This is a genomic window from Streptomyces sp. CB02058 (genome assembly GCF_001905505.1).
Lineage (GTDB): Bacteria > Actinomycetota > Actinomycetes > Streptomycetales > Streptomycetaceae > Streptomyces.
In genome coordinates this window covers 363,332-386,323 of the sequence record NZ_LIPG01000002.1, presented here as the reverse complement: position 1 = coordinate 386,323, position 22,992 = coordinate 363,332, and the positions used below count along the sequence as shown (strand labels likewise).

Annotated in this window: 18 protein-coding genes; 10 read left to right on the top strand and 8 right to left on the bottom strand. The window is 74.2% G+C overall.

Annotated elements, in window-relative coordinates:
• Positions 1-62: 62 nt before the first annotated feature.
• Positions 63-470, bottom strand: coding sequence for a RidA family protein (locus tag AMK10_RS08975; protein ID WP_073748002.1), 408 nt, complete (start codon positions 468-470; stop codon positions 63-65).
• Between the two features lie 128 nt (positions 471-598).
• Between AMK10_RS08975 and AMK10_RS08970 the strand changes: the two genes are divergently transcribed.
• The gene (locus tag AMK10_RS08970) at positions 599-982 is read left to right on the top strand and encodes a winged helix-turn-helix transcriptional regulator (RefSeq protein WP_073746774.1); all 384 of its coding nucleotides are present in this window, start codon (positions 599-601) and stop codon (positions 980-982) included.
• A 49-nt stretch (positions 983-1,031) separates the two neighbouring features.
• Here the strand turns inward: AMK10_RS08970 and AMK10_RS08965 are convergent, their stop codons facing one another.
• Entirely contained in the window at positions 1,032-1,811 is a 780-nt protein-coding gene (locus AMK10_RS08965; protein ID WP_143194946.1) for a hypothetical protein, read from the bottom strand.
• Positions 1,812-2,473: 662 nt separating this feature from the next.
• Between AMK10_RS08965 and AMK10_RS08960 the strand changes: the two genes are divergently transcribed.
• Entirely contained in the window at positions 2,474-3,085 is a 612-nt protein-coding gene (locus AMK10_RS08960) for an ATP-binding protein (protein ID WP_073746772.1), read from the top strand.
• A gap of 184 nt (positions 3,086-3,269) precedes the next feature.
• On the opposite strand, the gene AMK10_RS08955 is transcribed toward AMK10_RS08960, so the two are convergent.
• From AMK10_RS08955 to AMK10_RS08945, 3 genes are read right to left on the bottom strand one after another with little or no spacing between them, the layout of a single operon-like run.
• The gene (locus AMK10_RS08955; RefSeq protein WP_073746771.1) at positions 3,270-4,103 is read right to left on the bottom strand and encodes a sugar phosphate isomerase/epimerase family protein; all 834 of its coding nucleotides are present in this window, start codon (positions 4,101-4,103) and stop codon (positions 3,270-3,272) included.
• Positions 4,100-5,242, bottom strand: a complete 1,143-nt coding sequence (locus tag AMK10_RS08950; protein ID WP_073746770.1) for a dihydrodipicolinate synthase family protein — start codon at positions 5,240-5,242, stop codon at positions 4,100-4,102. Before AMK10_RS08950 ends, AMK10_RS08955 begins: the two co-directional genes overlap by 4 nt.
• Positions 5,239-6,390 (bottom strand): Gfo/Idh/MocA family protein, encoded by a 1,152-nt coding sequence (locus AMK10_RS08945; protein ID WP_073746769.1) that lies wholly within the window; start codon positions 6,388-6,390, stop codon positions 5,239-5,241. Before AMK10_RS08945 ends, AMK10_RS08950 begins: the two co-directional genes overlap by 4 nt.
• A gap of 110 nt (positions 6,391-6,500) precedes the next feature.
• Between AMK10_RS08945 and AMK10_RS08940 the strand changes: the two genes are divergently transcribed.
• The 5 genes from AMK10_RS08940 (at position 6,501) to AMK10_RS08920 (ending at position 16,272) form a co-directional block, all read left to right on the top strand.
• Positions 6,501-7,565, top strand: a complete 1,065-nt coding sequence (locus AMK10_RS08940; RefSeq protein ID WP_073746768.1) for a LacI family DNA-binding transcriptional regulator — start codon at positions 6,501-6,503, stop codon at positions 7,563-7,565.
• 85 nt (positions 7,566-7,650) lie between these two features.
• Positions 7,651-10,872: a type 2 lanthipeptide synthetase LanM family protein gene (locus AMK10_RS08935; RefSeq protein WP_107428397.1), complete on the top strand. Its 3,222-nt coding sequence runs from the start codon at positions 7,651-7,653 to the stop codon at positions 10,870-10,872.
• A gap of 11 nt (positions 10,873-10,883) precedes the next feature.
• Complete coding sequence (locus AMK10_RS08930; protein ID WP_073746767.1) at positions 10,884-11,078, top strand: hypothetical protein; 195 nt, start codon at positions 10,884-10,886, stop codon at positions 11,076-11,078.
• Between the two features lie 80 nt (positions 11,079-11,158).
• Positions 11,159-14,074, top strand: coding sequence for a helix-turn-helix transcriptional regulator (locus tag AMK10_RS08925; RefSeq protein ID WP_073746766.1), 2,916 nt, complete (start codon positions 11,159-11,161; stop codon positions 14,072-14,074).
• Between the two features lie 311 nt (positions 14,075-14,385).
• Positions 14,386-16,272: an AfsR/SARP family transcriptional regulator gene (locus AMK10_RS08920; RefSeq protein WP_073746765.1), complete on the top strand. Its 1,887-nt coding sequence runs from the start codon at positions 14,386-14,388 to the stop codon at positions 16,270-16,272.
• On the opposite strand, the gene lanKC is transcribed toward AMK10_RS08920, so the two are convergent.
• The 3 genes from lanKC to AMK10_RS37645 form a co-directional block, all read right to left on the bottom strand.
• Positions 16,259-18,844: a class III lanthionine synthetase LanKC gene (gene lanKC, locus AMK10_RS08915; protein WP_073746763.1), complete on the bottom strand. Its 2,586-nt coding sequence runs from the start codon at positions 18,842-18,844 to the stop codon at positions 16,259-16,261. The two genes, AMK10_RS08920 and lanKC, sit on opposite strands and share 14 nt — an antisense overlap.
• A gap of 72 nt (positions 18,845-18,916) precedes the next feature.
• A complete protein-coding gene (locus AMK10_RS08910; protein WP_073746761.1) occupies positions 18,917-20,275 on the bottom strand; it encodes an MFS transporter in 1,359 nt (452 codons plus the stop codon).
• A 177-nt stretch (positions 20,276-20,452) separates the two neighbouring features.
• Complete coding sequence (locus AMK10_RS37645; protein ID WP_198959660.1) at positions 20,453-20,611, bottom strand: hypothetical protein; 159 nt, start codon at positions 20,609-20,611, stop codon at positions 20,453-20,455.
• A gap of 322 nt (positions 20,612-20,933) precedes the next feature.
• On the opposite strand from AMK10_RS37645, the gene AMK10_RS08905 reads away from it, so the two are divergent.
• Genes AMK10_RS08905 through AMK10_RS08895 form a run of 3 tightly spaced genes read left to right on the top strand, consistent with a single transcriptional unit; the run spans position 20,934 to position 22,992 of the window.
• On the top strand, positions 20,934-22,019 hold the full coding sequence (locus AMK10_RS08905; RefSeq protein ID WP_073746759.1) for a radical SAM protein: 1,086 nt from the start codon (positions 20,934-20,936) through the stop codon (positions 22,017-22,019).
• Positions 22,016-22,750 (top strand): iron-containing redox enzyme family protein, encoded by a 735-nt coding sequence (locus tag AMK10_RS08900; RefSeq protein WP_073746757.1) that lies wholly within the window; start codon positions 22,016-22,018, stop codon positions 22,748-22,750. Before AMK10_RS08905 ends, AMK10_RS08900 begins: the two co-directional genes overlap by 4 nt.
• Complete coding sequence (locus AMK10_RS08895) at positions 22,747-22,992, top strand: aroma-sacti cluster domain-containing protein (RefSeq protein WP_073746755.1); 246 nt, start codon at positions 22,747-22,749, stop codon at positions 22,990-22,992. Before AMK10_RS08900 ends, AMK10_RS08895 begins: the two co-directional genes overlap by 4 nt.

The following is a 22,992-nucleotide window of genomic DNA, read 5'->3' as shown; positions in this document are numbered from 1 at the left end:
TTCGGAGTTCGGCCCCGGACGTCCGGACCGCACGGTTCGGAGAGCCGGGCGGGCCTCTCCTCTCAGTCGACGACTGCTGTGGCCTCGACCTCGACCATGTGCTCGGGGATGTCCAGCGCGGCGACGCCCAGCAGGGTGGCCGGCGGCTTCGGGGTGATCCCCAGCCGGGCCGCCGCCCGGGAGATCCCCTCCAGGAGCAGGGGCATCTTGTCCGGGGTCCAGTCGACGACGTGCACGTTCAGCTTCGCCACGTCGTCGAAGGAGGCGCCGACGCCCGCCAGCGCGGTGGCGACGTTGAGGTAGCACTGCTCGACCTGGGCCGCCAGGTCGCCCTCGCCGACCGTGACGCCGTCGCCGTCCCAGGCGACCTGCCCGGCGACGAAGACCAGCTTCGAACCGGTCGCGACCGACACCTGCCCGTAGACACCGGTCTCCGGCAGCCCCGCGGGGTTCGTCAGGGTGATGGCCATGCTGTCCGCCTCCTCGCCGTACGGTCCCGGCAGGGACCGCACGTGCTCTCTTGTGGTTACTGGGAAACCGTAGGAGAGTCAGTGCTGACGTGGAAGAACGCACTTTTCGGTGACAGGGGAACCAGAAGGTGACCAAGCAGTTCAGCGGCTCGCCGGACGAGCAGGCCGACCTGAGGCGCGCGGACTCGCTGGCGCGGGAGATCTTCTCGGACGTCGCCAACAAGTGGGCGCTCCTGATCATCGAGGCCCTGGGCGACGGCACCCTGCGCTTCAGCGAGCTGCGGGGCGCGGTCGAGGGGATCAGCCACAAGATGCTCACCCAGAACCTGCGCATGCTGGAGCGCAACGGCCTCGTCGGGCGGACCGTGTACCCGACGGTCCCTCCGAAGGTCGAGTACACCCTGACGGAGCCGGGCCAGGGGCTGCGGAAGACGGTCGACGTGATGTGCGAGTGGACCCACCGGAACCTCGGTCACATCGAGGCGGCCCGGCGGGGCTTCGACGGTGACTGACGTCACGGTCCGGGAGCCGGCCGTCCCCGGGCACGGCCCGAGGCCCCGGTCAGCCGCGGCGGCCTATGTCGAAGCGCATGTGGAAGTTGCCGTTGTCATCCTTGGTCAACTCGCCACCGGAGATGAATTGTTCACGCTCCGGGGGAAGGCCCTTCACCGCGTTGTGCGTTTTCACCTGGTTGAGGGTCATCTTTCCGTTCACGGTGGCCATCACGCTGCGGTAGTCGTCGCTGTTCTCGGTGAAGGTCATCCTGGACCGGTCACCGAGGATGCCGCCCAGGACCTTCTTGGCCTCTGCTCCTGAGATGTTCTGCCGGTAGATCTGGTCCGGCAGCTTGTCGGGGGTCCCGGTCGCGGCGTCCTTCGGGGCCGTCAAGGACTGCTTGACCGCCTTGTTCAGCTTGTTGCCCTTGAGGCCGTCATCGTCGAGCACCGAACTCGCCGCGGTCCACTGGTTGAGGAAGACGTCGCTCGCGGTGTAGGCGGGGGCCTTGGCCTCGTCCCCGGTGTCCGGGTCCACCGTGTCCTTGCTCTGGCGGTAGTTCTCCATCATCACCGCGAAGGAGCCGGCGTCGTCCTTCCCGAAGAGGTTCTTGAACGCCCCTCCCACGAGCGGCGGCTTCCCCGAGGAGTCCGTCGGGTCGGGCTTGTAGTCCGTGGACTGTTCGCTGATCTCGATCATCCGCTCCGGGACCTTCCGCCCGAGGGCACTCAGCGCGGACGATCTCTTGGCGACTCCCGCCGAGTCGGTGCCCTTCTCCCGCGCGTCCGTCTTGCCGACCCATGCGTCGAGCCTCTTCTGCGGGTCCTTCTCGAAGGCACGTTGCACCGGGACACCGGCGCCGGCCCCGAGACTCTTCCGGAAGGCTGCATTTCCCACGGAGCTCTGCACGGCGGCGACCTGTGACGCGGTGAGCAGCTCCGGGGAGGCCGGAGACACCCCGGCGTGCGGCCGGAGGAGGCCCGGCCGCCCGGAGTTACGGGCCCTGGCGCCACGCGCGGCCCCCACGCCACGGTCGAGTCGCTCGTGTTCGGGCATGGTTCGGCTCTTCTCTCCGTCGCGGCACAGGGGTCGGTTCACCGTCACCCGCCCCCGAGCGGATTTCAAGGGCCGTCGGGGCACTCTCCGGGAACCATCGCCTGCCCTCCCGGCCTATCCCGCCCCCGCGTACGTCCGGGACGGGCACAGGAGAAATCAGAGGCCCCGGCGGTCCTGGAATCGCCCCCGCGGCGGCCCTCGGGCGGTGCGTGGACCGGCGAACGCCGCCGCGCCGGAGGGCGGGGAACCGGCCCCCGGCCGGGGCCCGCCCGCGTCCGTGGAGGCGCCCGTCGCGTCGTGCCGGGCCTGGGGCCACGAGGCGCACAGGGCTAGATTCGGGCCTGGTGAGGCGTCCGGAAGGACGGCCCTCCACTTTTCGGCGGCGATGCGCGGGGCCCCGTTCCCGGCGGGCCGCCGGTGCGGCGATCACCTGGCAGGGCGGAGATTCTCCCGTGGACACTTCAAGAACTTCCTGGCGCAACACGACCCACGACTGGGCCGGCACCGTGGACCTCGACCACCTGTCGGGCATTCGCCGGGACCCCGCAGCCTTCGCTCCCGGAGGGACGTGGCACCTGGTGCTCGAAGTCCTCGCCTACGCGGCCGACGAGGCGGAGTGCGGAGGCGGAGGGAGCTGCCTCGTCACCCTCCACGCCGACGGCTCCGTGTCCGTGGCGGACGACGGCCGGGGAACCGACACCCGGTTCGACGAGCACGGCCAGGTCGTCAGGAAGCCGGTCATGGCCACGCAGGACCTGCGGTTCTTCGACTCCCCCGGGGCGCAGACGCTGCCCGACGGTCATCCGCGCCGGGGCATGTCCGTCGTCGCCGCGCTCAGCGAGTGGCTCGTCCACACCAACCGCCGCCACAACGGCTCCTGGACCCAGCGCTACGAGCACGGCGTCCCGGTGACCGGTCTGGAGCCGATCGCCGACGACGGCACGACGGGAACGGTCGTCCACTTCCGCCCCTGCGAAGACGTACGTGGAACGGACCGGCTGCCGGGCGACGTCACCGCGGCGGCCGCGGCCTGGCCGCATCTCTCCGTGGACGTGAGGCGCTGACCCCCTGAAAAGCGGAATGGGGCCCGGCCCACAGGCCGGACCCCCCTCGCTTTCCCCCTCCGTCGGGCTTCCCGAATCCCCCCGGACCCCTCCCCGGAAGTCCCGACGCAGAGTACGACCGGGGAGGGTACGCAAAGGTTGCACGGCTTTGCGATCTCTTTACCCCGGGCCGTGAGTCCCGTTCTCAGCAGGCGTGTTCCAGGTACCGGGCGGCGACCTCGGCCACCACCTCGGCGCCGTCACGGGCCCACAGCTCCTCGTTGAAGATCTCGACCTCGATCGGCCCGTCGAAGCCGGTCGCCTCGACCTGCGCGCGCATCGCGCGGAAGTCCACGCATCCGTCGCCCAGTTGGCCACGTCCCACCAGAACTCCCGCCGGGAGCGGGGTGATCCAGTCGGCCAGCTGGAAGGAGTGGATCCGCCCGCCCGCGCCCGCCCGCGCGATCTGCGCGGGCACCTGGTCGTCCCACCAGATGTGATACGTGTCGACGACCACCCCGACCTGCTCGGCGGGGAAGCGCTCCGCGAGGTCAAGTGCCTGCGAGAGGGTCGACACGACGCAGCGGTCCGAGGCGAACATCGGGTGCAGCGGCTCGATCGCGAGGCGCACTCCGCGCTCCGCCGCGTACGGCGCCAGCTCGCCCAGGGCGTCGGCGATGCGCTCGCGGGCGCCGAACAGGTCCTTGTCGCCGTCCGGGAGCCCGCCGGAGACCAGGACCAGGGTGTCCGTGTTCACGCCCGCGGCCTCGTCGACCGCGGCCCGGTTGTCCTCCAGCGCGCGGGCCCGCTCCGCCGGGTCGGTCGCGGTGAGGAAGCCGCCGCGGCAGAGGCTGGTGACGGTGAGACCCGCGTCCCTCATCAGCTGCCCGGCGCGCTCGACGCCGTACTCCTGCACCGGGGCCCGCCAGAGGCCGACCTGTCCGATGCCCGCCTTGGCGCAGCCCTCGACGAGCTCCGGGAGGGAGAGCTGACGGACCGTCTCCTGGTTGATGGACAGGCGGGAGAGCTCGGTGCTCATCGGCTTCCTCCGTGGACGGTCAGCAGCGCGCGCATGCGGGACTCGGCCAGCTCGGGGTCGGGGAACAGGCCGAGCCGGTCGGCCAGTTCGTACGCCTTCGCCAGGTGCGGCAGCGAGCGCGCGGACTGGAGGCCGCCGACCATCGTGAAGTGGTCCTGGTGGCCCGCCAGCCAGGCGAGGAACACGACGCCCGTCTTGTAGAAGCGGGTGGGGGCCTCGAAGAGGTGGCGCGACAGCTCGACCGTGGGGTCGAGGAGGTCGCGGAACCCCTGGACGTCCCCGGTGTCCAGGACCCGCACGGCGTGGGCGGCCAGCGGACCCAGCGGGTCGAAGATGCCGAGCAGCGCGTGGCTGAAGCCCCGGTCGTCGCCCGCGATCAGCTCGGGGTAGTTGAAGTCGTCGCCGGTGTAGCAGCGCACCCCGCCGGGAAGACGGCGCCGTACGTCGATCTCGCGCTCGGCGTCCAGGAGCGAGATCTTGATGCCGTCGACCTTGTCCGGGTGTTCGGCGATGACCTTCAGGAAGGTGTCCGTGGCGGCGTCGAGGTCGGCGCTGCCCCAGTAGCCCTCCAGCGCCGGGTCGAACATGGGGCCGAGCCAGTGCAGGACGACGGGCTCCGTGGCCTGGCGCAGGAGATGGGCGTACGTCTCCAGGTAGTCCTCGGGGCCGTTCGCCGCGGCGGCCAGCGCGCGGGAGGCCATCAGGATGGCCTGCGCGCCGCTCTCCTCGACCAGGGCGAGCTGCTCCTCGTACGCGGCGCGCACCTCGGGCAGGCTCGCGGGTCCGGTGAGCTGGTCGGTGCCGACGCCGCAGGCGATCCTGCCGCCCACGGACTTCGCCTCGGCGGCGGAGCGGCGGATGAGCTCGGAGGCGCCCGCCCAGTCCAGGCCCATGCCGCGCTGCGCGGTGTCCATGGCCTCGGCGACGCCCAGGCCGTGCGACCAGAGGTGGCGGCGGAAGGCGAGGGTGGCGTCCCAGTCGACGGCGACCGGGTCGTCGGGGCTGATGTCGGCGTACGGGTCGGCGACGACGTGGGCCGCGGAGAAGACCGTGCGGGAGGCGAGCGGCGCCCCGTCCGGCGCCAGGTCGAGCGGGGTGGTCCGGGGTTCGTACGGACCCTGCGGGAGATGGATGGTCACAGGCTCAGCTCCGGTACGTCGAAGCGGCGGCCCTCGGCCGAGGACCTGAGGCCGAGCTCGGCGAGCTGGACGCCCCGGGCGCCGGCCATCAGGTCCCAGGTGTAGGGCTCGTCGAGGACGATGTGGCGCAGGAAGAGCTCCCACTGGGCCTTGAAGCCGTTGTCGAACTCGGCGTTGTCCGGGACTTCCTGCCACTGGTCGCGGAACGACTCGGTGACCGGGAGGTCGGGGTTCCAGACCGGCTTGGGGGTGGCCGAGCGGTGCTGGACGCGGCAGTTGCGCAGGCCCGCGACGGCGGAGCCGTGGGTGCCGTCGACCTGGAACTCGACGAGCTCGTCGCGGTTGACGCGGACCGCCCAGGAGGAGTTGATCTGGGCGACGGCGCCGCCGGCCAGCTGGAAGGTGCCGTACGCGGCGTCGTCGGCGGTGGCGGCATAGGGCTTGCCCTGCTCGTCCCAGCGCTGCGGGATGTGCGTCTGGACGTGCGCGGAGACGCTCGTGACCTGGCCGAACAGCTCGTGCAGGACGTACTCCCAGTGCGGGAACATGTCGACGACGATGCCGCCGCCGTCCTCCGCGCGGTAGTTCCAGGAGGGGCGCTGGGCGTCCTGCCAGTCGCCTTCGAAGACCCAGTAGCCGAACTCGCCGCGCACGGAGAGGATCTCGCCGAAGAAGCCGCCGTCGATGAGGCGCTTCAGCTTCAGCAGACCCGGCAGGAAGATCTTGTCCTGGACGACGCCGTGCTTGATGCCGGCGTCACGGGCGAGGCGGGCCAGGTCGAGTGCGCCCTCGACGTCGGTGGCGGTGGGCTTCTCGGTGTAGATGTGCTTGCCCGCGGCGATCGCCTTCTTGATCGCCTCGACGCGGGCCGAGGTCACCTGGGCGTCGAAGTAGATGTCGACCGACTCGTCGGCGAGCACCGCGTCCAGGTCGGTGGACCACTCGGTCAGGCCGTGCTGCTCGGCGAGCGCCTCCAGGGCGTGGGCGCGGCGGCCGACGAGCACGGGCTCCGGCCACAGCACGTCGCCGTCACCGAGGTCGAGGCCGCCCTGCTCGCGGATCGCGAGGATCGAGCGCACCAGGTGCTGCCGGTATCCCATGCGTCCCGTGACGCCGTTCATGGCGATGCGCACTGTCCTGCGTGTCACGAAAGTTCCTCCATACAGCCGTAGCAAGCGCTTTCTATGCGGTATGACGCTAGCCTGCCGACAGCGGCCCGGACAAGAGGGGCCGCTCCACAACTCCTCGGAGGAGAGCGATGACAGTCACCCTGGCGGACGTTGCGGCCCGCGCCCGGGTGTCCCCGGCCACCGTGTCCCGCGTGCTGAACGGCAACTACCCGGTGGCCTCGTCCACCCGGGAACGGGTCCTGCGCGCGGTGGACGAACTGGACTACGTGCTCAACGGCCCGGCCAGCTCGCTCGCCGCCGCCACGTCCGACCTCGTGGGCATCCTGGTCAACGACATCGCCGACCCGTTCTTCGGGATCATGGCCGGTGCCGCGCAGAGCGAGATCGGCGGTCCGGGCGACGGATCGGGCCGCGCGGGGGGCGAGAAGCTCGCCGTCGTCTGCAACACCGGAGGCTCCCCCGAGCGCGAGCTCACCTATCTCACCCTGCTCCAGCGCCAGCGCGCCGCGGCCGTCGTCCTCACCGGCGGTGCGCTGGAGGACCCGTCCCACCAGGCCGCGATGGCCGTGAAACTGGCGAAGCTCGCGGACGCCGGCACCCGGATCGTCTTCTGCGGACGCCCTCCGCTGCCGGACACCGACGCGGTCGCCGCCTCGCTGGCCTTCGACAACCGGGGCGGAGCCAGGCGGCTCACCGAGCATCTGATCGGTCTGGGACACCGGCGGATCGGCTACGTCGCCGGCCCGCTGGAACGCACGACGACCCGTCACCGGCTGGAGGGCCACCGCGAGGCCATGCGGGCGGCGGGGCTCCAGGGCGACGAGGAGAAGCTCACCGAGCACGGCCCGTACGACCGGAGTTCGGGCTACGACGCCACGCGCGAACTCCTGCGCCGCGCACCGGATGTGACGGCCGTCGTCGCCGCCAACGACACCGTGGCCCTGGGGGCCTGCGCGGCGGTGCGGGACCTCGGCCTCCGTATCCCCGAGGACGTCTCGGTCGCCGGATTCGACGACCTGCCGTTCTCCGTGGACTCCGTGCCCGCGCTGACGACCGTACGGCTGCCGCTGTTCGAGGCGGGCGCGCGGGCCGGGCGGCTGGCGATGGGCAAGGAGACCCCGCCGCAGGGGGGCGTGGCGACCATCGCCGCGGAGCTCATGGACCGGGGATCGACCGCCGCCCCGGCCCGCTGAACCGCGGCACCCCCACGGCCCGGGACCCCACGGGCGGAAAGATGGGGGCGACTCCCCCATGTGCCGGACCCGGCCGCCCTCCAGGATGGGCGCGGGAGGACCACTGAGGCCTCCTTCGACCGGGGAGGTGAACGCGGTGGTGGAGAAGGAAGCGATCGGGAACACGGAACGGGCGCCCGCCCCGCACGTCCCTGACGGCGCACCGCACGCCCCCGCTGCCGCACCGCGCGTCCCGGCGGACGCCGAGGGCGCCGGGCATGCCCCGGTGCCGGACACGGCTCCTCTCCTCAGCGCCCGGGACCACGGTGATCCGTGGTGGGTGCCCGGCACCGTCGGGCCCCGCGCGGACGCGGAGCCCGGCTGGGCCGGATTCGTCCGGGAGGCCGTCGCCCGGGCGCCGCGTGAGGCACGGATCGCGGACCGGGCGTACCCGGACCTGACCGGCTTCCACCTGGTCGTCGCGCCGTTCGCGGCCCTGGCCGCGGACCGGCTGGCGGGCTCGGTGCCCGGGGACGCCGCACGGCCGGGGCAGGCCGCCTGCCCCGCCGGCGTGCTGGACGGCTTCCGGCACGACGTGGCCCGGCGCCTGGCCGTGCTGGCCGCCAGGACCCTCGTCTCGGAACTGCACGAGGCGCGGACCGGCGGCAGACTGAGCGGCGAGGGACCCCGTGAGCGCTTCCGGGACTTCCTGCGGCTGACGGCGGGCCGGGCCGGTCTCTCCTCCCTCGTCACCCGCTACCCGGTCCTCGCCAGGGTCCTGGCACAGGCGGCCATGAACGCGGCCGACGCCTTCGCCGAGATGCTCGGCCGGCTCGCGGCTGACCGGGAGGTCCTGAGGTCCTCCGCGGTGCTCGGGGACCGGGGCGCGGGAGGGTCCGCCGGCTACGGGCCGCACACCCTGACCGGGGTCGAGTCCGGCTCGGGCGACAGCCATCGCGGGGGCAGGTCGGTGATGCTGCTGCGGTTCGCGGACGGCGCACGGCTGGTCTACAAGCCGCGCCCTCTCGCCGCCCACCGGCACTTCGAGGCCGTGGTGGAGTGGCTCAACTCCCATGCGGACTCCCCTGAGGACTCCTCCGCCGGCTCCGTCGCGGGTTCCGCGGGCTCTCCTGCCGGAACGCCGACCCTGCGGGCGCCGCGGGTCCTCGACCGGGGCGCGTACGGCTGGGCGGAGTTCGTCACGAGCGCCCCCTGTCTCTCGACGGCCGAGACCACGCTCTTCTACCGGCGGCTGGGCGCCCTGCTCGCGCTGCTGCACGTCCTGGACGGCACGGACCTGCACCACGAGAACCTCATCGCCTGCGGGCCGCACCCCGTCCTGGTCGACGTGGAGACGCTCTTCCACCCTCCGCTGACGCAGACCCCGCCCGCCGATCCGGCCGCGCGGGCCCTGCACGCCTCGGTCCACCGCGTCGGGCTGCTCCCGCAGTTGCTCGTCGGGGACAGCTCCGCGCTCGACATGTCCGCCGTCGGCGGCGGCCGGGCGGCCTCCTCGCCACTGGAGACGGCCTCCTGGGCCGCGGCCGGCACCGACACCATGCGTCTGGTGCGCGCCTCGGGGCGGTTCACCGCATCGGCCAACCGCCCCGAGCTCGACGGGTCCCCCGCGGATCCGTTCCGGTTCACCGACGCGCTCTGCGACGGATTCCGCTCGGCGTACACGGCCGTCAGCGAATCACGCGACGAACTGCTGGGCCCGAACGGGCTGTTGAGCCCCTTCGCGGACGACGAGATCCGCTTCGTGCCCAGGCCGACCTGGACGTACGCCACGCTGCTGCACGAGTCGACCCACCCCGACCTGATGCGGGACGCCACCGAGCGCCAGCAGGTGTTCGCGCTGCTGCGCACCGGGGCCCTGGGCACGCCCGCGCTGCCCGGCCTGGAGGACGAGGAGATCGCGGAGCTGTGGCAGGGCGACGTCCCGGTCTTCACCACGCGCCCGGCCGGCACACGGGTGCACAGCGGCAGCGGACGTGAGGTGCGGGAGCTTCCCGGACCCACCGGGCTGGCACGGGTGGAGGCCAAGATCCGCGCCCTGGACACGGTGGACCGCCAGGACCAGGAGCGGATCATCCGCACGGCCATGGTGAGCACCTCCACCCAGCCCCCGCACACTGCCGCCGGCGGCGGCAGGCCGCGGACCGAGGCGACCGCGCCGGAGCCGGAACGCCTGCTCTCCGCCGCGCGCTCGGTCGGCGACCAGCTCGTCTCGCTCGCGTACCACAGCGGCAGCCGGACCAACTGGATCGGACTGGAGCTGCTGGGCGAACGCTACTGGCGCCTCACCCCGCTGGCCGCCGATCTCGCGGGCGGCTGGACCGGGCCCGCGCTGTTCCTCGCGCAGCTGGCGTCCCTGACCGGGGCGGCCCGCTACGCCGACGCGGCCCGGGCGGCACTGGCGCCGGTACCGGGGCTCCTGGACACGCTGCACCAGCACGGCGAGGACCTCGGGCTGCTCGGGTCCGGCGCCTTCTCCGGCCTCGGTGGCATCGCGTACGCCCTGGCCGAGGTCGGAACCCTGCTGGACGACGACCGGGTACGGGACTGGGCGGGACCGGCCACACGCCTGGCCGCCGCCGCGGCCGCGGCCGAGGAGGGGCTCGGAGTGCGCGGCGGGGCGGCCGGCGGCCTGGTGTCGCTGCTCGCCGTGCACCGCGCCACCGGCCGGGCCGAGGCCTGGCGTGGCGCCGAGCTCTGCGCCGAACGGCTCCTGACGGCCGCGCCGCCCGCGTCCGGCGGTTTCGCCGAGGGGGCGGCGGGCACCGGGTGGGCGCTGCTGCGGTTCGCCGGTGCGGGCGGAGGGCCGCGCCACCGGAGCGCCGGGCTGGACGCCCTGCGGGATGCGGCGCGTGGCGCGGAACCCGGCGGGGCCTGGTGCGAGGGGGCGGCGGGGGTCGCGCTCGCGGTGGCCGACAGCCCCGACGCCCTGACCGACCCCGAGCTGTGCGCCTGGCTGGAGGAGCGGGCCGGTGACGTGGCGCGGTCCGCGCCGCCCGGGAACGACAGCCTCTGCCATGGCGAGCTGGGCGTGCTGGAACTGCTCGGCCATGCCGCGCTGCCGGAGCTGCGCCCCCACTGGCTGCGCAGGACCGGCACCCTGCTGGCGGCGGCCGACCGGGCGCAGCCGCACTGCGGGACGCCCGGACACACACCTCACCCGGGACTGCTCACCGGTCTGTCGGGCATCGGACACGGGCTGCTGCGGGCGGGTTTCCCCGACCGGATCGGCCCCGCACTGCTCATGCGCCACTCCGCGGGGGCCGACCGGTCTCCCGCACCCATGACGTTGTCGACCAACGACCAGTAGATGAGGCAGAGATGACGCAGATCAGCGAATCGGCCGGATACGCGGACACCGCCACGGCGCACGAGGGCGCGTGCGAGCACCCCGCGGGCCGGATATCGCTCGGGAACAGGGGCGGCCTCGGTCTGCGCAGCAGGCTCCTCAGCGCGTCGGACGGGGACACGACCGGCCCCGACCTGCCGTGGACCACCTTCACGGTCCCGATGTGACCCTTTCCCGCCAAGGCGCACCGTCATGAGCCGGAATGTGCCTACTGCCGCACTCTGTACGGCTCCAGTAGCCTGCGGCCATGCGTGCGAATTCGCCGGTCGTCGTCGGACGTGACGAGGAGATCGGCCTGCTGAGCAGCGCCCTGGACGCCGCGCGACGGCGTTCGGGGCGCGCGCTGTTCCTCGTCGGTGAAGCGGGGATCGGCAAGTCCCGGCTGGTGGGTGAGTGCGCCTACCGGGCGTACGGACTGGGGATGCCGGTGCTGCGCGGCCGGGCGGGCTCCACCGGCCTGGTCGTCCCCTTCCGCCCCCTGATGGAGGCCCTCTCGTCCCACTTCCGGTCGGCGGGCACCCCGTCCGATCCGGAACTGGCCCCGTACCACCCGGCGTTGGCCCGGCTGGTGCCGGAGTGGCGGACCGGGGCGTCCGCCGGCTACACGGAGACCGTCGTCGAGCTGGCCGAGGCCCTGCTGCGGCTGCTGTCGGTCCTGGGCCGGGACACCGGCTGCGTGGTACTGCTGGAGGATCTGCACGACTGCGACACGGAGACCGTGGCGGTCGTCGAGTACGTCGTCGACAACCTGGCGGACCTCCCGGTCCTGCTGCTGGGCACCCTGCGCCCCGAGCCGGGGGCCGCGCAGGACCTCGTACGCTCCGCCGAACAGCGGCACACCGCGACGGTGGTGGAGTTACGGGGGCTCGGCGACGCGGAGGTGCGGACGCTGACCGGGGCCTGTCTGGAGACACCGCCCGAGCGGATACCCGAGGCGGTCCACCAGCGGCTGATCGAGCGCGCGACGGGCAACCCGTACCTCGTCGAGGTGCTGCTCGACGACCTGCTCGACACGGGCAGACTGCGGCGCGCGGGGGACGGCTGGGAAGCGGCGGACCAGCCGGACGGCATCCTTCCGTCGCGCATCCTGCGGAGCTGGGCCCAGCGGCTCGACCGGATGGACGAGCCCGTGCGGGACCTGCTGCTGACGGCGGCGACCCTGGGCAGCCAGTTCTCCGTGACGGTGCTCCAGACCGTCACCGGGCTGGAGGACCGGGCCCTGTTCACCCACCTGAGATCCGCGGTCGAGACGGGTGCCATCGCCCCCGACGGGGCGGCCCCCGACCGTTACACCTTCCGTCACACCCTCACCGCCGAGGCCCTGGTCTCCTCCCTCGCACCGGCCGAGCGCGCCGCTCTCGCCCGCCGTGCGGCCTCGGCCGTCGAGCACTCGGGGGAGCCGCTCGACGAGGACCGGCGGCAGCTCCTGGCGTCGCTGGAGCTCGCGGCGGGCAACCGTGCCGGTGCGGCCCTCCAGCTCGCCGAGGCGGGGCGGCGGATGCTCGCCGCGGGTTCGCACGGCTCGGCCGTGGTCCTGCTGGAACGTTCCCTCTCCCTGGCGGCCGAGACCGACCTCGCCGGTGTCACCGAGTCCCTGGCGGTGGCCAGGGCCGAGGGCGGCGATCTGGACGGCGCCCTCGCGCTGGCCGACTCCCTGCCCCCGGTCCCCGCGCACTCCGAGGCGGCCGCCCGGCGGGGGGACGTCCACATCAAGATCGCCTGGGTGGCCGTCATGGCGGAGCGGGCCGCCGACACGGCCCGTCAGATCAAGGCGGCCAACGACCTGTTCGGACCGTCCCCGTCCCCGGCGCGCGCGGCGTCGCTCGCGGTCGTCGACGGTCACCTCTCGCTGCTCCCCGGTGAGGACCGGCGCGAGCCGGAGGCGGCCGAACGGGCCGCCCTCGCGGCCGCGGAGACCGCCGAGGCGGAAGGGCTTCCGGTGGTGGCCTGCCAGGCCTGGCAGTTGCTGGCGCTGCTGTCCAGGGAGCGGGGGTTCGACGCCGCCGACGCGTGCCTGGAGCGGATGCTCGCCCTGTCCACCGAGCACTCCCTGCCCCTGTGGCGGGTGGAGGCGCTCGTACGGCTGGGGGTGAACAGCTTCATGCGGACCGGCGACGCGGCGCGTCTGCACTCGGCGCGTACCGCGGCGGCGGAGCTGGGTTCGCTGCTGCTGGCGCAGACCGTCGACGGGCTGCTCGCGATGAACGCGGTGATGTCGGCCCGGTGGGACGAGGCGGAGGAGATCACCGGCCGGTCGGTGGAGGCGAGCGCCCGGATCGGCAACCACGGCGCCCACCGGTATCTGCTGCTGGCCGGGGCGGCGATGGCGGCGCACCGCGGCCGGAGACGGGAGGCGGACCGGGCCCTGGCCTCCTTCCGCCGGGCGGGGGGCGACCGGTCCGCCCTGGTGCCCCTGCGGCTGGGCTTCTGCGGGGCGATCGGGGCACTGCTCGACGAGGACCGCCCCCGCGCCCTGGCGGCGCTGGACGCCGTCCTCGCCTGGGAGCGCGACCATCCCAGCTACTACTACCTGAGCGGCCGTTACGGACTCCGCCCGCTGCTGCGGGTGCTGGCCGGCGACGCGTCGCGCGGGGAGTACGAGGACGTGGCCGGCGCGCCCGGTGCCGCCCTGGCCTGGAACCGGCAGTTCCTCGAACTGGCGGATGCGGTGCTGCTGGGCCGGGAGGGCGACCACACGGGTGCCGCACAGCGGATGGCCGCCTTCCACGCCCGGTCCGCGGCGTTCCCCGTCGCCCGCCACCTCGGACTGCGGCTGGTCGCGGACGCGGCGCTGGCCGACGGGTGGGGCGAGCCGGTCGTGTGGCTGCGTACGGCGGAGGAGTTCTTCCACGGAGCCGGGGTGCAGCCCCCGGCGGCGGCGTGCCGGGCGGCTCTGCGGCAGGCCGGGGTGAGCGTGACCCAGCACCGGGGCGGCCGGGACCGGATCCCCCCGCCGCTGCGCACCAACGGGGTGACTCCGCGCGAGTACGAGGTGTTCGTGCTGCTGGCGGAGCGGCCGGGCAACCAGCAGATCGCCCAGCGGCTGTCCATCTCGCCCCGCACGGTGGAGAAGCACCTGGCCAGCCTGCTCAGCAAGACGGGCCGGGCCAACCGCACGGCGCTGTGCGAGTTCGCCGCGGAGTGCGCGGTCGACCAGCCCTGAGGCCGCGTCGTTCCGCGCCGAGGCCGCGACGACCGGCCCGGGCTGGCCGCGACACCCGCCCGGCAGGCAGCGTCGACGGGGTGGCAGGCCGGTCCCCGCACGGCAGGCAGCGTCCCCCGGCCCGTGCGGCTGCGGGCCGGGGGCCCGGAGGGTGGGGGAACGCCCCCGCAACATGGGGGTCCCGGGCGGCAGGGGTCGGGGATGCGCCCCGGAAGATGCGGGCCGCGTACCGATGTGCGCCGTTCCGCGCCGCGGAAGGATCGGCGGCGTACGGCAGCTCGTCGCCCCTCCCCCGGCCAGGAGGCCCGCTGATGCCCCCATCCCCCGCCCGCCCCGGCTCCGCCGGCACGGTGTACTTCTCGCTGCTCGGGCCGCTCACGGCGGTGATCGACGGCAGGCCGCTGCCGCTCGGACCACGGAAGCAGCGGCTGGTCCTGGCCACCCTGCTGTCCCGCCCCAACACCCCCGTACCGGTCGATGTGCTGACCGACGTGGTGTGGCCCGAGGGGCCGCCGCGGACCGCGCGCAAGAACCTCCAGGTCTATGTCAGTGCCGCCCGCGCGCTGTTCGGGAGCGCCGACGGCGACGACCGGGACCGGGTGGTGCACGACTGCGGCGGCTACCGGCTGCGGGTGGAGGAGGGCGAGCTCGACACCCTGCGCTTCCGGACGCTGGCCCGTGCGGGCCGGGCGGCCGGGGAGCGGGGGGATCTGCGCACGGCCGCCCGGCTGCTGCGGGAGGCGCTGGACCTCTGGGGGGAGCGCCTCCCGCTGCACGACCTCCGCGACAGTGCCGGTGTGGCGGAGGAGGCCGAGCGGCTGGAGGCCCGCTGCCTCACGGTCTACGAGGACTGGGCCGAGGCCGAGATCGAGACGGGCCGGGCGGGCTCGGCCCTGGACGGCCTGCGGGACCTGGTGGAGCGTCACCCGTTCCGGGAGCGGCTCCGGGCGGCGTGGATGAACTCCCTGCACCAGACCGGGCGACAGGCTGAGGCGCTGGCGGTGTACGACGACTACCGCCAGCTGCTCGCGAGGGAGCTGGGTCTGGAGCCCAGCCCGGCCATGGCGGCCCTCTACCGGGCGATGCTCGGCGGTGGCCGGGCGGCCCGGCCCGCCGCCTCCCGCAGCGCCCTCCGCGGTGCGTCGCTGCCCGCGGACAGCAGGCACTTCACCGGCCGGGACGACGAACTGGCCCGGCTGCTCCAGGTGTCGGGCGGTACGGACGGCTCCGTGCTGGTCGTCTCCGGCCCGGCCGGGGTGGGGAAGTCGGCGCTGGCCGTCCGGGCGGCCCATCTGCTCGCGGACGGCTTCCCCGACGGGCGCGTCCATGTCCGGGCCCGGCGGGAGGACGGCTCACCGCGCGACCGGAACGACATGCTGGACGAGCTGGGGCGGCTGTGCGACGTGGGCGGACCGGGCCGGCCGGATCCGGTGCGGGCCGAGAACGCCTGGCAGGACTGGCTGTCGCGGCACCGGGCGCTGATCGTGCTGGACGACGTCGCGGACGAGGCCTCCGTGCGCGGCCTGCTGCCCCGGTCCGGGCGCTGCTCGGCCGTGCTCACCGCCCGCGGTCAGCTGGCCGGGCTGGAGTCCGTGCACCGTACGGCCCTGGCCGCCCCGGACGACGACGAGGCCCTGGAGCTGCTGGGGACCCTGATCGGCGAGGACCGGCTGCGGACGGACCGCCCGGCGGCGCTGCGCATCGTGCGGGCCTGCGGGGGCCTGCCGTTGGCGGTGGCGGTCAGCGGGATGCGGCTGGCGGTGCTGCGTCACCTCCCGCTGGCGGAGTACGCGGACCGGCTCGACGACCCGACGGCGGCCCTGGACGAGCTGGTGGCCGGAGACGTGTCCGTCCGCGCCCGCCTCGCCGCGGGCTGGCGGGACCTGAGCGCGGACAACCGCGGGGCGCTGGTCCGGCTCGCGGGGGACGCGGGGGACGGCGCCTTCACGCTGGAGCGGGCGATGGCGGCCCTGGGCCGCGACGAGCGGGGCACGATACGCGCGGTCGAGGCGCTCATCGACACGGGTGCGGTGACCTCCCCCGTGGGTGAGGTCACCGCACACGCCGCGCTGTACGAGGTGCCGCGCCTGCTCTGTCTGTACGCCCGCGAGGAGGCGGCGGGCCCGGGTGCGGCCGGAGTGCGGGGAGCGCCGCTCTCCTTCGGGAGCGGTGCTCCCCGCCTCCTCAGCCGAGGGTGAGCAGGTCCAGCAGGCCCGGGGGACGCTCCCCGTCGGCCGTGTCCCGGGTACCGGACAGGAAGTGCAGGGCGAGCAGAAGCCCCGCCGCCCCCGTGCCGAGGTCGGCGGAGAAGCGCCGCAGCGTCGCGCCCGGGACGAGCAGCCTGTCCTCGTCGGCGACGAGGTGCCAGGCGAGGTTGCGGACCGAGGCCATGACCCGGGGCCCGGTCCGGGTCACGGGGTCGAGCTGGCCCGCCGCCGCGGCGAGGCCCGCACGCCCGGTGAACAGCCCTGGTTCACGGACGAATTCCATGGCGCAGCCCTTGGCCACGGCCGGGATCAGGGCACTCAGGGCCTCGTCCTCGTACCGGGCCGTGTACGCCTGCGCGACCAGCGCGACCCCCGAGCTGCCCTGGTCGAGATAGAGCAGATGGCGCCGGCCGTCCTTCACCTGGAGCGAGCCGTCATCCATGGTGACCAGGTGTCCGGCCTCCCGCAGCAGGGCGGTGCGGGCGGCCCGGCGCAGCCAGTCCTCGCCGGTCAGCCCGTGCAGTTCCAGGAGGAGGAGAGCGGCTCCGCTCAGTCCGCGCAGCAGCCCGGCCGACTCCGGCGCCTTCATGCCGTCCACGTGTTCGCCCCGCACCAGCCGGTCCAGGTCCCGGGCGGTGCGCAGCGCGCTGTCGACGAGCAGGGGGTCGGGGGCGGCTCCGTGCACGCGGGCCATGCGGAGCGCGGCGAGCGCGGTGCCCGCGCGGCCGGTGAGCAGATCCGCCGATGGAGTCGCCTGCGCGACGGACGTCGCGCGCTCCCACACCTCCCGTCCCTGCTCGGTCCGGCCCAGGAGGGAGAGCACCAACGCGGCGCCGGGCAGCCCGTCGTAGAGTCCGCCGGCCTCGGCGGGGTCCCTGTGCAGCGCGGTCGCCGCGAGCCAGTCGGTCCATTCCCCGGGGACGGGGGCGCCCGTCCGGTGCAGGGCGTACAGGACACCGGCCGCGCCGTTCACGAGATCGGTCCCGCCGGTCCTGAAGAGGTCCGGGCCGCCCGGGAAGAGGCGGTCCGCCCGTGCGGGGGTGGCTCCGGCGTGGATGCCGGCGAGGAGCCGGGTGCGTATCCCCGCCCAGTCGACCTCCGCTCCCTCGAACAGGGCGGCCACCCCGGCCTCCCGCCGCCGTGAGGCGTCGAGGCCGCTGAGCAGTCCGGGCCTGCGGGGGCCCGCCCCGGCCGGAAGGGCGTACCGCTCGCGGGCCCAGCGCTCCAGAGTGAGGGCCTTCGCCGTTTCGAGTCCCGCCATCTCCATGACCGGCATCAGCATGGAGAGCCAGGTCGCCCAGAGCGCGTAGCCGTCGGCCTCCGCCCCGGGGGTGCCCTGGGGAGCCTGGAGGCCCTGGCCGCCGGCCAGCGGGGTGTCCTGGTCGTCGAGGGCGGTGGCGTACTCGAAGTCGACGAGGGCGATCCGGCCGTCGGGCCGGACGATGATGTTGGAGGGGTGCAGATCGCCGAAGCGCAGACCGCGCGCGTGGATCGCCTCCAGCGCGCGGGTGAGTTCACCGGTCACCGCCTCGGTCCACGCGACGTAGGGGGCGAGTTCGTCCGCCGAGTCCGCCCCGCGCACGAGGGCGAAGCGGGCGACGATCTCCTCCAGCAGGGTGTTCCCCTCGATGTGCTCCTCGATGAGGAAGTGGTGCTCCCACACGGTCCGTACCCCGTACACCTCGGGTACGCAGTCCAGTCCGGCCAGCGCGGTCAGCGCCCGGTGCTCGCGGCGCAGGCGGGTGACGGCGTCGTCGCCGACGCCGTCGAGGCCGCAGTGCGGGCGCGCCTCGCGCAGGACCACGCGCCGCCCGGTCCCCCGGTCCTCGGCGAGGTAGATCCCTCCGGCGTTGGAGAACTGCAGGGCCCCGGTGACCGTGTACGGGAAGGAGTCGTCGCGGGCGGCGGCGCGCGCCGCGAGGTGCGGGCGCAGGGCCTCGGGGACCTCGACCCACGGGGGCACCCGGAACACCACGCCGCGCTCGTCGGGGACGAGCGTCCCGGACGGGTCCCGCAGGGCGAGGACCCGGCGGCCCTCCGCGTCGTCGCACCAGCGGGGGACGTAGGCGCCGTAGCGCGTGTAGACCGGTGCGTCGCCGATCCGCAGGTCGCTGAGGATGTAGGGGCCGCTGCGTCCCGCCAGGGTCCGGGACAGTTCGTCGGCAAGGGCGAGGAACACGGTCTCGTCGGGCGGGTAGACCGCGATGAACTTGCCCGCGCCGCTGCGGTTGATGTGCTTGCCCGCCATCAGCAGCAACGCCCGCTCGCTGCGCAGGAATTTGAAGGGCACACCGTGGCGGACGCAGATCCGGGCGGTGTCCCGCAGGGTGTCCTCGGCCTCACCGGGGACGGTGGACACATGGATCTTCCAGCCCTGTTCGGCGAGCTCGGCGTGCTCGGGCACCAGCGAGGTCCACAGGCCCACGGACTCACGGCGCCAGCCCGCCGGGGGCGGATCGGTGTCGAGCCGGTACCGCGACTCCTCGTCGGGCAGCCGGGCGGGGGTGTCGAAGTACGTACGGTCGGCGAGGCAGTAGAGCTGGGTTTCCTGGATGCCTGGCACGCTCGGCTCTCTCTTCTCGAAGCCCGCGGGGGCGGCGGACGGTGGGTGTGGGCGGCTGCCCCGGCTCGCGTGTCAGTCCCCGGTGACGGCGGGTTTCGCGCCGGCCGGTGCGCGGGGGTCCGTCACGACCGCCGGTGCGCGGTCCGTAGCGGCGGCCGGTGCGCGGTCCGGGCCCGCCCCGGACCCGGCGCCGGGCCCCGGCGTGTCGGCGGGCTCCTCCGCCCGGGGCGGGGCCGGCTCCGTCCGCGCCGAGCGGGCGAAGGTGACCACGAGGGCGGAGACGGCCAGCACGCAGCCGGTGAGGGCGAAGGCCCAGCGGGCGCCGAAGGCGGTCAGCAGGGCGCCTCCGGCCAGCGGCCCGAAAGGCTGGACCATGGAGGACAGGAAGCCCGCCGCGCTCTGCACCCGGCCCACGCGTTCCTCCGGGGTCACGACCAGGAGCTTCGAGAGGAATCCGATGCTGGCGATCGTCGACAGGCACATGGTGAGCGCGCACACGAGCCCGGCCACCACCGGCCGGCTGACCAGGGCCATCACCCCGGCGGCCGCCACACACGTCCAGCAGGTGGCGACGATCAGGACCCGGGTGTGCCGGGCGGGGCTCAGCTTCGGTGCGAGCAGCGCCCCTGACAGTGCCCCGGCGGAGACACAGGTGAGGACGAAGCCGCCGCCCACGCCGGACGTGCCCCCGTCGGAGAACGCGGTCAGGGCGGTGAAGGTGAGTGCCCCGAACGCGAAGTTCATGCCCAGGCCGAACACGAGGAGGACCGTACGGAGATAGGGCAGGCCCCACAGGAAGGTCAGGCCCGCCAGGAGCTCGCGCCGGCTGAACACCGCGCCCGCCTTCGTCCTGGCCCGCGAGCGCGTGCGTACGAGGGCCACGCAGACGGTCGACAGGAGCAGGCCCAGCGCCTCGGCCGCGAACGGCAGCGCCGGGTGGATGCCGAACAGCGCTCCCCCGACCAGGGGTCCGACGAGCCGGGCGGTCTGGGTGCGTGCCTGGAGCCGCGCGGTGGCGGTGCCCATCTGGTCGGCCGGGACGACCGCGCGTATGAGGCCGAAGACAGCGGGCCCGTAGACGCTGCCGATCACCGCGCCCGCCGTGGCGGTGAGCAGGACGAGTGCCATGGGGACGTGCCCGGCCCAGACGGCCGCGGTGAGGGCGGTGACGACGATCAGGCTGCCGACGTCGCAGATCCGCATCAGCCGGCGGCGTTCGACACGGTCGGCCATCACCCCGCCGGGCAGCATCGTGAGCAGCACGGCTCCCACGGACACCGTCCCGACGGCTCCGGCCTGCACCGCCGATCCGGTCTCCTTGAGCACCAGCAGCGGAAGGGCGAGGGAACTCATCTGCCCGCCCAGGACCGCGAAGAGGCCGCTCAGCCAGAGCAGCCGGAAATCCCTGTTGCCGCGCAGCGACGTGGTCATCGTGAACTCCCGGGGACGGTCTGGGTCGTGACGAGGGGTGCGGCCCCGTCCGGGCCGCGGAAGCGACGGCGGGGCGGCTCCGTCACGACGGAACCGCCCCACATCACCGGCGGGCCGGGCGCCACGGCGGGAGAGGTCCTCCCCCGTCCCTCCGCGGCGCCGCCCCGGTGTGCCCGGTCAGTCGGCGAGGACGACGCTGATCACGCTGACGCAGCTGCCGCCCGGGGCCTCGATCTCCTTGTTGGCCGTCTCCTGGAGGTCCAGCACGGAGTGCGCCTCGACCTCGGGGGTCTCGTCGTTGTTGTCGTCGGCGACGGGCTGGGTGTTCTCGGACATGGTGGTCTCCGTCCACTCGTGACTGCACTGGCCCGGGGCCGGCGGGAATTCCCGCCATCCGGTGCGGCGGGCTGTTGCCTGCCGTTGCCGAGAAAGTTAGGAGGCCCGGCCTGGGAGACGCTTCGGCAGCGGTATGGCAGTGGTATCCGGCCAGTTCGGAGCGTGTGGGCGGCCGCGGCAGGGGTGTCCGGCAGGGTCCGGCGGGGCCGGTGAGCTGGGCCCATACCGCTCCTGAACCGGCCGTGGACCGCCTTCGAACCGGTGCGCCGGAATCTGGGTACGCGCCTGACGCGCCCCGGCCCTCTGAAGGAGGCGGCCCCGCATGGAACTCGGCGAACTCGTCGGACGGCGGCCCTTCCCGGCCGCCGGTCTGCTGCTCGGCCTCACCCGGCGCTGCCCCCTGAGCTGCGCCCACTGCTCGACGGGATCGTCCCTGAGCGTGCGGGAGGAGCCCGACGCCCGCCGGCTGGTGCGCTTCGTGAGCTCGTTCACCACCGCCGACCGACCCGACGTGGTGATGCTGACCGGCGGTGAACCGCTGCTGCTGCCCGCGCTCGTCGAGGAGCTGAGCTCCCTGGCCCGCGCAGCCGGTTCGCGCACGGCGCTGCTCAGCGGCATGTTCTTCGCCCGCTCCCGGGACGTTCCCCCGCCGGTCCTTCGCGCCATCGCGGGGGTGGACCACTTCTCCGCCAGCCTCGACGCCCACCACGAGCGGGAGATCCCCCGCGCCGACGTGTTCCGCGCCGTGCACCGGGTGCGGGAGACGGGTGTGGCGGTGAGTTTCCACCTGACGGGGACGGGGGCGGACGACCCCTACCTCGCGGACGTCACCCGCGCCGTGGACGAGGAGTTCGGCGGTCAGGTCCCCTCACTGGTCAACGAGGTGCGGCCGTTCGGCCGGGCGGCCTCCTGGGCGGCGTCCGCCCGCACCGTCCCGGAGGGGGGCGCGGTCTCCCCGTGCGCCATGGCCGCCTGGCCGGTGGTCGCCTTCGACGGGACGGTGCTCGCCTGCTGCAACCAGGACACCGTGGACCGGCGCCCGGCCCCCGCCCACCTGAGCCTCGGGCACATCGCCACCGACGACTGGGCGGCCGTACGCCGGCGGGCCCTGGAGTCTCCCGTGCTGCGCATGATCCGCACGGTCGGCCCCGCCCATCTGGCCGCGCGCTCCGGTGTCCCCTCCCGGGGCGCCTCCTACTGCGACGGCTGCCGGGCCCTGGGTTCCGACGACAGGGTCGCCGCCGAGGCCGACGCCGTGGCGGCGGGGGCCGCGGGCGCGCTGCTGGACCTGACCGCGGCCCGCCGCGGGGCGGCTCAGGGGCCGGTGGGTGTCGTACGGCATCACGGCTGCGCCGCGTACGCGCCGCTGGTCATGGCCGGTTCGACCGCCCCGGGCGGGTCCCGGTGAGCGCCGCCCGGCCGAGCTCCTCGGCACGGCTGCGGGTCACCCTGGGGCTGCTGGACGCGGAACTGCTCGACGCGATGGCGTACATGTGGCGCGAGGAGGAGCTGCTGCCGCGCTACCGGCGCTATCTGTGCGCCATGCACGCCGTGGTGCGGGCCTCCGTTCCGCTGATGGAACGCGCCCTGGAGCGGGCCGTGCTGCTGGACGTCTGCGGCGATCCGCTGGCGGGTCCCCTGGCGGCGTACCTCCGTGAGCACATCCGGGAGGAGGAGGGCCACGACGTCTGGCTGCTGGAGGACATCCGCGCAGCGGGTGCACTGCCCGCGGACGCCCTCGCCCCGATGCCCGCGCCGGTCGTCGCCGCGCTCGCCGGCTCCCAGTACTACTGGATCGAGCACCACCACCCGGTGGCCCTGCTCGGCTACATCGCGGTGCTGGAGGGGTACGCGCCCGCCGCCGGCCTGACCTCCCGCATCGCGCGCACGACCGGCCTGCCGGAGGCCGCCCTGCGGACGGTGCGGGAGCACGCGGCGCTGGACACGGGCCATCTGGACGATCTCCACGCACTGCTGGACCGGCTGCCGCTGACCCGCGGCCAGGAGTCCGACGTGACGGTCAGTGCCCTGCACTCCCTCGACGCGCTCACCAGGCTGTTCGTCCGGCTCGCGCGCCCCGCGGCGGCGCCGCTGCCGCGGGGGGCCGGACCTCTCTCACCGACGGGAGTCACCCCATGACAGGACCACCCGACAGCAGCGGTCTCCCCGGGACGCCCGGGGGCGGTGGACCGCCCGCGCTGCCCGACGCGTTGTACGAGGCCGGACTGCCGGTGGACATGCTCACCGACGAGCAGCGCCTCGTGCTCAGCCAGCTCACCGAGGAGGAACTCGCGGTGCTGCTGGACATCAAGAGCCGGCTGGACGCGGTCGAACCCGAGGTCCGGGCACACGGCGAGATCGCCGGCGGCGCCCTGTTCTGA